Here is an 8,815-nt window from a genome sequence, read left to right as displayed (position 1 = left end):
GCGCCCGGCCCGCCGGTGCGGGTGGAGCGCGACGCCGACGCGCTGCGCGACCGGCTCGGCAGCCTGCAGCGCGGCGTCGGCCGCGGTCGCGAAAGTCTTGCCCGCCAAGCAGGAGAACAGGATCACGGGTCGGATGTCTGAGCCCGGACCTTCCCATGAATGGAGCACGATGACGTCCACGCAGTCCAAGCCAAGCCAATTCGGCTGGTTGGTCAATGACTTCGCGGAACGAGTCACCGGGGTGGCGCACGCCGTGGTGGTCTCGGCCGACGGGTTGCTGCTGACCGCTTCCTCGCGGCTGCCGGTCGACCGCGCCGACCAGCTCGCCGCGGTCGCCTCCGGGCTGATCAGCCTGACCTCCGGCGCCGCACGGTGTTTCGACGCGGGCGAGGTAAAGGAGACCGTGGTCGAGATGGAGCGCGGCATCATGCTCCTGATGGCCATCGGCGACGGCTCTTGTCTGGCCGTGCTCGCCGCACCGACCTGCGATATCGGGCAGGTCGCCTACGAGATGACCCTTCTGGTCGACCGTGTCGGCCAGATCCTGACCCCGGAACTGCGCGCGGCCCTCCAAGGCGCTGCCGGGAGGATGGTGGGGCAGCCCGCATGACAGAGACATGACCAGCCAGTGGGGCGAACCCGCCCCGGAGATGACTATCGCCGACCTGATGAACGGGCTCTCGCTCGGCGGGGGCCGCAAGAAGCACCGCAAGCCCGAACTGGAAGAGCCGCCGCCACCCGCTGAATCGGTGGCGGACAACGGAGACGTGGAACCGGAGTGGCCCGATGGCGAATCCGGTGTGGCCGATCATGCCCCGGTCGAGCCGCTCCCCGTTGAAGACGCCGCCATGGTCCGCCCGTATGCCTGGACCCGCGGGCGCACCCGGTCCACGTTCGAACTGCGCGTGGAGACCATGGTGTCCACAAGCGACCGGGCCGCGGACGCCAACGCGTTCGCGGAGTCCGAACACCGTGCCATCGGCGTGCTGTGCAAGGAACCGCGGTCGGTCGCCGAGGTGGCCACCCTGTTCGGCGCGCCGCTCGGCGTCGCGAAAGTCCTGCTGGGCGACATGGCCCAGCTCGGTTTGGTCACGGTGCACAAGACCGCAACCGGTGGTGCCAACAAGGCCCACCTGGTGTTGATGGAAAGGGTACTGAGTGGACTCCGTCGGCTATGAGGACTCGGCGGCCCCCACGCTGACCTCGGTCAAGATCGTGGTGGCTGGTGGTTTCGGCGCGGGAAAGACGACGTTCGTCGGCTCCGTCTCGGAGATCATGCCCCTCACCACCGAAGCGGTGATGACCAGCGCGAGCGTGGGCATCGACGACCTCGCGGCAACCCCCAACAAGTCCACGACCACCGTCGCGATGGACTTCGGCCGCGTCTCACTGGACTCGGACCTGATCCTGTACCTGTTCGGAACGCCCGGGCAGCAACGGTTCTGGTTCATGTGGGACGACCTCGTCCGCGGCGCGATCGGCGCGGTCGTGCTGGCCGACACCCGTCGGCTGGCGGACTGCTTCTCGCCGATCGACTTCTTCGAGGAGCGAAACCTCCCGTACGTCATCGGCCTGAACTGCTTCGACGGCGTGCTCGGCCACGACCTGGAGGAGGTCCGCGACGCCCTGGCCATCGGCCCGGAAGTCCCGATCGTGACCTGCGACGCCCGCGACCGGCAGTCGACGAAGCAGACCTTGATCACCATGGTCGAGTACTCGATGCGCCGCTGGGTGGCGTTGCACGGCGCCGGGGTCGGCTGACGGTCAGAAGTTGAGCCGGTAGACCTGACTCGCCTTGGTGGCCGTCATGAAGTCCATCGGCACGACCCCGACCATCTGTCGGTTCAGCGCGCCCAGATACCCGCTCACCTTGGGCGCGATCGCGTTGGCCGCGTCCCGGGGCCACAAGCCCCAGCCCCAGGATGAGGTGAAGGTGATGAACAGGTTGGTGGAGTTGGCGGTGCGGGCGGCGTCGAGATGCCGCTGCACGCCGGGCCACTTTCGGTAGTAGAGGTCGAAGATGGTGCCGATGTCGTAGTCGTCGGCGATGTCGAGCCCACCCCAGCGGATGCCGGGAACGCCCCCGTTGTCGGCGATGACGACGACCTTGCCCCGGCTCTGGCTGAGGGCGGGAATGTGCGCGTCGGTCTTCATCAGGTTCGGCCACCGGCGCTGGTAGTTGGCGAACACGGCCCCGAAGGCCGCGTCGGACTCACCGGAGTACTCCTGCTTGACGCGCATCAGGACGGTCTCACTCGGATGCGAGGAGAGAAAGGCGGCGCACTGGTTGAGGACGTCGCCGAACATCAGATTCTGGTAGTACGCCCCGTGGTGCATGGCGAACGACCCGTTGATCAGCCGACAGCGGGCGTCGAGGAACCGCACCCCGACGTTGAGTTGCTCGGCGACCGTGAGGTCTTGATTCGCGACCGCGGGCCCACCGACCCGGGTCGCTGAGCCATGAGTGCCAGGCATGCTGATGCGCGAGAGCAGGGTGCTGTCGGGCAGACCGCCCATCCAGTCGGACGAGGCGGTGGCGGAGGCAGTGGCGGTGGCGGTGCCGAGCCCGACCCCGGCGGCGACCAGCCCCGCCCCGGCGAGCGCCCGCCCGAACGACCTGCGAGAGACCAACGTGCTCATACGCCACTCCATCCCGGTCGCGAATGGAGTTCACATTAGCCGTGGATCTTGACCCTGAGAACCCGTCAGCCGTCGTGGTCCGCTTGGCGGACCGAGACCTGCGGGCGCAGCGCGGTCAGGCCGACGACGAAGGCCTCCAAGGCCAGTTCGAAGCTGTCGGCGTCGATCTCGTCCGCGTGATCGCGAAGCCGGTGGGCCTGGTCGAGGTGCGGATACCGATCGATGTACACCTGCACGTCGTCCTCGAAGCCGCGGGAAAACGAGCTCATCGCCGCGCCCAGCACCAGGTATTTCGTCGAGGCGCCGATCATCGTGGCGTACCGCGGCGGCCAGCCCGCGCGGACCAAGCCGCCGTGGACGGCGTCCGCTCGGGCCAGGGCGGTCTCGCGGCGGGCCGGTCCGGTGGCCAACACGGGGACCATGTTCGGGTGCGCCGCCAACGCCGCGCGGTAGGAGCGGGCCCACGTGCGCACGCCTGCCGCCCAGTCTTCACCCGCGAAGTCGCTCACGTCCACTGTGGACATGAGTTCGTCCGCGATGTCGTGCAGCAGCTCGTCTTTCGTGCGGTAATGGCTGTACAACGACGGTGCTTGCACGCCGAGTTCACCCGCCAGCTTCCGCATCGACAGGCCGGACAGGCCCTCGGCGTCGACCATCGCCAAAGCACGCTCGCGGATGCGCGCGCGGCTCAGCAGCGGGGTGCTCGGCCGTGGCACGTGTGTCTCCCAGGTCACTGCCGGCAGTGGTTGCCGGGACGGTTCGACGATCCTATCCTGACTAAACCTAACACCGTACGGTTTACGAACGGGAGTGTCATGGACCTCGCTCTCACCGACGAGCAGCAGGCCCTCTGGGACCTGGCGCGCGACTTCATCGATCGGGAGGTCGTGCCCAACGCGGCCGAGTGGGACCGGCGTGAGCAGGTCGACCGGGCCATCGTGGGCAAGCTGGGCGCCATCGGGTTCCTGGGCATGACCATCCCCGAGGAGTACGGCGGCTCGGGCGGCGACCACCTGTCGTACTGCCTGATGATGGAGGAACTCGGCCGCGGCGACTCGGCGATCCGGGGCATCGTCTCGGTCTCGCTCGGCCTGGTCGGCAAGTCGATCGCGGGCTACGGCACCGAGGAGCAGAAGCGGCACTGGCTGCCCCGGCTCAGCTCCGGGGAGTCCCTGGCCTGCTTCGGCCTCACCGAGCCCGACACCGGGTCGGACGCGGGCAGCCTCGCCGCCAAGGCAGTCCGCGACGGCGACGACTACGTCATCACCGGCTCGAAGATGTTCATCACCAACGGAACCTGGGCCGACGTCTCCCTCATCTTCGCGCGCACCGGCGGCCCCGGGCCGAAGGGCATCAGCGCGTTCCTGGTGCCGACCGACTCCGCGGGCTTCACCCACCGTGAGATCAAGGGCAAGCTGGGCCTGCGTGGACAGTCCACAGGGGAGTTGGTCCTCGACGCCGTGCGCGTGCCCGAGTCCGCACGGCTCGGCGACGAGGGCGTCGGGTTCAAGATCGCCATGTCCGCGCTGGACAAGGGCCGCATGTCGGTCGCCGCTGGCTGTGTCGGTCTCGCCAAGGGGGCGCTGGATGCGAGCGTGAAGTACTCGCTGGAGCGCACCCAGTTCGGCAAGCCGATCGCCGGATACCAACTGGTGCAGGAGATGCTGGCCGACATGGCGGTCGCCACCGACGCCGCCCGGCTGCTGGTCTGGCGGGTCGCCGACCTCATCGAGCGCGGCAAGCCGTTCGGCACCGAGGCGTCCATGGCGAAGCTGTTCGCCAGTGAGAACGCCGTGTCCGCGGCGAACCTCGCGATCCAGGTGTTCGGCGGTTATGGCTACCTCGACGAGTACCCGGTCGCCAAGTTCCTGCGCGACGCCCGCGTCATGACGCTTTACGAGGGCACCAGCCAGATCCAGAAGCTGCTGATCGGCCGCGCGCTGACCGGCGTCAACGCCTTCGCCTGAGGAGAACCGCCATGGATTTCTCGCTGAGCGACGAGGAACGCGAAGTCCGCGAGTGGGTGCGCACGTTCGTCCGCAAGGAGATCATGCCCTTGGAGCCCGAGGTGCTGCGCAGCGAGCGGGCCAACCAGCCCGGGCTGCCCGCCGACGAGCTCAAAGTCTTGCAGCTCAAGGCGAAGGAGTCCGGCTTCTGGGGTGTTCAGACACCGCAGGTGTACGGCGGCATGGGGTTGAGCGCGATGATGATGGCGCTGATCGAGGCTGAGCTGGGCCGCTCGTTCGTCCAGTTCCGCTTCGGCGGGTACGCCGACAACATCCTGTTCCACGCCAACGAAGAGCAGAAGCAGCGCTACCTGCTGCCGACGATCGCCGGCAACCGCAAGTCCTGCTTCGCGATCACCGAGCCGGGTGCGGGGTCCGACGCCAAGGCGATCCGCACGTCGGCCCGGCAGGACGGCACCGACTGGGTCATCAACGGCGAGAAGACCTTCATCACCGGCGGCAACGAAGCCGACTTCACCATGGTGTTCGCGGTGACGGACAAGGAAAAGGGCGCCAACGGCGGCGTCACGTGCTTCTTGGTCGACCGCGACGCGGGCTGGCTTTCCGAGCCGATCGACACCATGGGGGAGTGGGGTCCGGCGGCGCTCGTCTTCGAGGACGTCCGGGTGCCGCAGGAGAATATCCTTGGCGAGGTCGGCAAAGGCTTCGAACTGGCGATGCAATGGATCGGCCGCGGCCGCTACGCCCTCCCGGCCCGCGCGCTGGGCGCGTGTGAGCGGCTGGTCGGGATGGCGATCGAGCAGGCGAACACCCGCGTCACCTTCGGTCAGCCCATCGCGGAGTACCAGGCCATCCAGTGGATGATCGCGGACTCGGCGATGGAGATCGAGGCGCTGCGCTGGCTGGTGCTGCACGCCGCGTGGGTGGTCGACCAGGGCCGCGATTCCCGTCAGGCGCAGTCGATCGCGAAGCTGTACGGCGGCGTCAAGGCCAACGAGATCGTCGACCGGGTCCTGCAGATCCACGGCGGCATGGGCTACACGCGGGAACTGCCGATCGAGCGGTGGTACCGGGAGTTGCGGCTGCTGCGCATCTACGAGGGAACCGACGAGATCCAGCGCCGCACCATCGCCCGTAACCTGCTCAAAGGGCACGCGACCGTGTCCGGCACACTCGGTTAGATCCGATCCACCAACCTAGGAGCGTCATGGTCAGGGCTGCTGTTCTCACCGAACAGGGCAAGCCGATGGAGGTCACCGACATCACGCTGCCCGCGCCCGGCCCGGGGCGGGTCAAGGTGAAGGTCGTGGCCACCGGTGTGTGCCACTCCGACCTGTCGCTGTCCAACGGCACGTTGCGCCAGCCGATCCCGGCGGTGCTGGGCCACGAAGGCGCCGGAATCGTCCTCGAGGTCGGTGACGGCGTCACCAGCGTGGCGCCGGGCGACCACGTGCTGCTGAACTGGGCCCCGCCGTGTCGTGAGTGCTGGTTCTGCGCGGAGGGCGAGCCATGGCTGTGCGAGCGCGCCGCCGACGCCGCCGAGATCCCGCACGCCGAACTGGCCGACGGCACCGCGCTGTACCCCGGGCTGGGGTGTGGCGCCTTCGCCGAGGAGACCATCGTCCCGGCGCGGGGTGCGGTGAAGATCCCCGACGACATCCCCCTGGAGCAGGCCGCCGTCCTCGGCTGCGCGGTGCTGACCGGCGCGGGCGCGGTGTTCAACACCGCCGCCGTGCGGCCCGGCCAGTCCGTCGTGGTCGTCGGAGTCGGTGGCGTCGGGCTCTCGGTGCTGCAGGCCGCCCGGATCGCGGGCGCCGGGCCGATCGTCGCGGTCGACACCTCCGAGGCCAAGCGCGACCTGGCGCTCGCGCAGGGAGCCACCGACTTCCTCGTCTCCGACGACACCACGGCGAGGGCGGTCCGCAAGCTGACCGAGGGCCGCGGCGCCGACATCGCCTTCGAGTGCGTCGGCCACCCGGCGGCGATCCGCACGGCATGGTCGTCGAGCAGGCGCGGCGGCCACCTGGTCATCGTGGGCGTCGGGTCGGCCAAGGCGAAGGTCGAGTTCAGCGCTTTGGAGCTGTACTACTTCGGCCGCAAGGTCAGCGGCTGCGTCTTCGGCTCGATCGACCCCGACGTCGACGTTCCGCGCCTGTTGGACCTCGTGCGGTCCGGGCAGCTCGACGTGTCGAGCCTGGTCACCGCCACCACCGACCTGGACGGCATCGAGGGCGCCTTCGAGGACATGCGGTCCGGCCGCGGCGCCCGGATACTCGTCCGCTTGTAAATCCGTGGCGGGTCGGATGGTCGCGCGGATAGCTTGGTCCGCAAGGCCCCGTAACGCCCGCGAGTCCCCACCCCCCGACATCGAGTTCTCACTTCAAGTGGGAACTCGATGTTGGGAACTGGGGACTCGCGGGCGTTAGGTGCTCGCCGTCAACGAGTGGCTCGGCTACCGCCGCGTCGCCCACCCATGTCGGTCTCACGCGTTAGGCCGGTGACCCGGTACGCCGCGATCACCGCGGCGAGTACCGAAGCACTGACCTGCGCGGCCAACACCAACACGAAGACGACCACCTGACTCACGTCCTCGCCGCCGAAGCGGGTGCCGAGGGTGACCAGTGACCAGCAGGCCCAGCCGAACATCGCGCCCGCGCCGACCCAGGTCATGGCGACCGGCACCATCACCGGCCGGTTTCGCGGCACGCGGCGGACCAGCCAGGTCAAGCCGACCGCGGTGAGCACGGCGGCCAGGCCGTGGATGGCGAGGTTCACGCTGTCGCCCGCGCCGGGCGTCGAGGTCAGACCGGGCGGGGTCCACAGTGTCGAGCCCGCGGCCCACGACAGGTACGCCGCCGCCACACCGAGTGCCAGCACGGACGCGACTGAAGCCAGACCCGACGCGAGCGGGTCGGCGGCGTCGGTGTTGCGGGCCGCCGAGACGTGTGGCCACCGTGCCCGGGTGTAGAGGACGAAGGCGGCCATCAGCAGCACACCTTGGAGCGCGAAACCGCCGTACACCACGGCGTACACCCAGGGCCGCAGGAAGGCGCCGTCCCCGCTGGGCGCGTCGCCGAGGAGGGCGGGCAGCAGCGGGGCGAGGAGCACGATCGGAGCCAGCATGCCCGAGGCCAGCCACATCGGCACGACCACCACCGGCGCGGGCAGCCGCAGCCCCCACGGCCTGGTCAACGCGAGCGCCGTGACCAGCACGATCAGGTCCATGAACACGGTGGCGATGTTGGCCACCAGCAACTCGTTCATGTCGGCCCCGACGATGCCGACGGTGCCGCCGAAGATCCAGGTCAGCTTGAGCGCGAGATAGGGGAAGGTGGCGGCGACGGCGCCGAGACCCACCAGCTGTCGTGTGGTCGTCATACCGTCAGCGTGGCGTTCGGGCCGCCGCCGCACCTGAGCCCCTGGAGGGAGTCAGCTCCCCCTCGGGAGGGAGATCAGAGTCCGTCGATGCACCAGTCGCCGTCCTTCTTGCGAAGGTCGATGCTGTTGGTGTCCTTCTTGCCACGGATGGTCGCCTCGAACTTCACCTTCGCGGTGTCGCCGTTCTCCGTGACATCGACGATCTTGATGTCGGTCGGGATGAACTCGGACTCCTTGAAGGCGTCAGCCGGGAACTTGTCCTTCTCCTCGCAGATGAGGGCGTTCGCGGCGGCGACGTTCTTGTCCGTGACCGCGTCGATGAACTCCTCGGCAGTGCCCTGCGGGCCGCTGCCACCGGTGAGCACCAGGATCAGCGTCACGACGACGCCGACCACCACCAGGCCGATCACGCCGAAGATCAGCGGCTTGTTGTTCTTCTGTGGGACGCCATACGGCTGGCCGTACTGCTGCGGGTACCCACCCGGCTGGGGCTGACCCGGGTACGGCTGACCCGGCTGCGGCTGGCCCGGCTGCGGCTGGCCCGGCTGGGGAAAGCCGCCTTGCTGCTGGGGGTATCCGCCCTGCTGGGGATACCCGCCCTGCTGGGGATACCCGCCGGGCTGCTGCGGGTCACAGCCCGGCTGCGGAGGGAACGGGTAGCCGCCGGACTGGGGCGGTTGCGACATGGGAGGACTCCTGGGATTCGACTGGATCGACCCGCGCCTTTCTACACCCCGACGCCGGCTCGATCACTGTATTCGCGTCAAGTTCCGACGGTGAGAGCGGACACTTGGTTCCCGAAGTAATTGCAAACTACTGGCGGTTGCTCG

10 protein-coding genes are annotated in these 8,815 nt (G+C 68.7%); 6 read left to right on the top strand and 4 right to left on the bottom strand.

Annotated elements, in window-relative coordinates:
- Positions 1-169: 169 nt before the first annotated feature.
- Genes ACRDSQ_RS22580 through ACRDSQ_RS22570 form a run of 3 tightly spaced genes read left to right on the top strand, consistent with a single transcriptional unit; the run spans position 170 to position 1,761 of the window.
- On the top strand, positions 170-610 hold the full coding sequence (locus ACRDSQ_RS22580) for a roadblock/LC7 domain-containing protein (RefSeq protein ID WP_431423826.1): 441 nt from the start codon (positions 170-172) through the stop codon (positions 608-610).
- A 7-nt stretch (positions 611-617) separates the two neighbouring features.
- Complete coding sequence (locus ACRDSQ_RS22575; protein ID WP_431423825.1) at positions 618-1,178, top strand: DUF742 domain-containing protein; 561 nt, start codon at positions 618-620, stop codon at positions 1,176-1,178.
- Positions 1,159-1,761, top strand: coding sequence for a GTP-binding protein (locus tag ACRDSQ_RS22570; RefSeq protein WP_187220327.1), 603 nt, complete (start codon positions 1,159-1,161; stop codon positions 1,759-1,761). The genes ACRDSQ_RS22575 and ACRDSQ_RS22570 overlap by 20 nt, the downstream gene beginning before the upstream one ends.
- Before the next feature lie 3 nt (positions 1,762-1,764).
- Here ACRDSQ_RS22570 and ACRDSQ_RS22565 read toward each other — a convergent pair whose 3' ends face one another.
- Together ACRDSQ_RS22565 and ACRDSQ_RS22560 are read right to left on the bottom strand one after the other, a co-directional pair.
- Positions 1,765-2,640 carry a phosphatidylinositol-specific phospholipase C gene (locus ACRDSQ_RS22565; RefSeq protein ID WP_431423824.1) on the bottom strand — a complete coding sequence of 292 codons (876 nt, stop codon included), beginning with the start codon at positions 2,638-2,640 and terminating at the stop codon, positions 1,765-1,767.
- 65 nt (positions 2,641-2,705) lie between these two features.
- Positions 2,706-3,356, bottom strand: a complete 651-nt coding sequence (locus tag ACRDSQ_RS22560; RefSeq protein ID WP_431423822.1) for a TetR/AcrR family transcriptional regulator — start codon at positions 3,354-3,356, stop codon at positions 2,706-2,708.
- Between the two features lie 99 nt (positions 3,357-3,455).
- Here ACRDSQ_RS22560 and ACRDSQ_RS22555 point away from each other — a divergent pair, with 99 nt between their 5' ends.
- The 3 genes from ACRDSQ_RS22555 to ACRDSQ_RS22545 are packed head-to-tail and all read left to right on the top strand — an operon-like array spanning position 3,456 to position 6,894.
- The gene (locus tag ACRDSQ_RS22555; protein ID WP_431423821.1) at positions 3,456-4,607 is read left to right on the top strand and encodes an acyl-CoA dehydrogenase family protein; all 1,152 of its coding nucleotides are present in this window, start codon (positions 3,456-3,458) and stop codon (positions 4,605-4,607) included.
- Between the two features lie 11 nt (positions 4,608-4,618).
- Entirely contained in the window at positions 4,619-5,788 is a 1,170-nt protein-coding gene (locus ACRDSQ_RS22550) for an acyl-CoA dehydrogenase family protein (protein ID WP_431423820.1), read from the top strand.
- A gap of 26 nt (positions 5,789-5,814) precedes the next feature.
- Positions 5,815-6,894 (top strand): Zn-dependent alcohol dehydrogenase, encoded by a 1,080-nt coding sequence (locus ACRDSQ_RS22545; RefSeq protein ID WP_431423819.1) that lies wholly within the window; start codon positions 5,815-5,817, stop codon positions 6,892-6,894.
- Positions 6,895-7,043: 149 nt separating this feature from the next.
- On the opposite strand, the gene ACRDSQ_RS22540 is transcribed toward ACRDSQ_RS22545, so the two are convergent.
- Together ACRDSQ_RS22540 and ACRDSQ_RS22535 are read right to left on the bottom strand one after the other, a co-directional pair.
- Positions 7,044-7,985, bottom strand: a complete 942-nt coding sequence (locus ACRDSQ_RS22540; protein ID WP_431423818.1) for a hypothetical protein — start codon at positions 7,983-7,985, stop codon at positions 7,044-7,046.
- A 74-nt stretch (positions 7,986-8,059) separates the two neighbouring features.
- Positions 8,060-8,671 carry a hypothetical protein gene (locus ACRDSQ_RS22535; RefSeq protein WP_431423817.1) on the bottom strand — a complete coding sequence of 204 codons (612 nt, stop codon included), beginning with the start codon at positions 8,669-8,671 and terminating at the stop codon, positions 8,060-8,062.
- Between the last annotated feature and the right edge of the window lie 144 nt (positions 8,672-8,815).

This window comes from Actinokineospora sp., assembly GCF_050699995.1.
Taxonomy (GTDB): Bacteria; Actinomycetota; Actinomycetes; order Mycobacteriales; family Pseudonocardiaceae; genus Actinokineospora.
The sequence above is the reverse complement of the archived record's forward strand: the minus strand, read 5'-3'. Positions and strand labels throughout refer to the sequence as shown.

Coding starts and splice junctions, on each gene's coding strand:
- ACRDSQ_RS22540 (WP_431423818.1), bottom strand. CDS start 7,985: ATGACGACCACACGACAGCTGGTGGGTCTCGGCGCCGTCGCCGCCACC.
- ACRDSQ_RS22545 (WP_431423819.1), top strand. CDS start 5,815: ATGGTCAGGGCTGCTGTTCTCACCGAACAGGGCAAGCCGATGGAGGTC.
- ACRDSQ_RS22580 (WP_431423826.1), top strand. CDS start 170: ATGACGTCCACGCAGTCCAAGCCAAGCCAATTCGGCTGGTTGGTCAAT.
- ACRDSQ_RS22555 (WP_431423821.1), top strand. CDS start 3,456: ATGGACCTCGCTCTCACCGACGAGCAGCAGGCCCTCTGGGACCTGGCG.
- ACRDSQ_RS22550 (WP_431423820.1), top strand. CDS start 4,619: ATGGATTTCTCGCTGAGCGACGAGGAACGCGAAGTCCGCGAGTGGGTG.
- ACRDSQ_RS22565 (WP_431423824.1), bottom strand. CDS start 2,640: ATGAGCACGTTGGTCTCTCGCAGGTCGTTCGGGCGGGCGCTCGCCGGG.
- ACRDSQ_RS22535 (WP_431423817.1), bottom strand. CDS start 8,671: ATGTCGCAACCGCCCCAGTCCGGCGGCTACCCGTTCCCTCCGCAGCCG.
- ACRDSQ_RS22575 (WP_431423825.1), top strand. CDS start 618: ATGACCAGCCAGTGGGGCGAACCCGCCCCGGAGATGACTATCGCCGAC.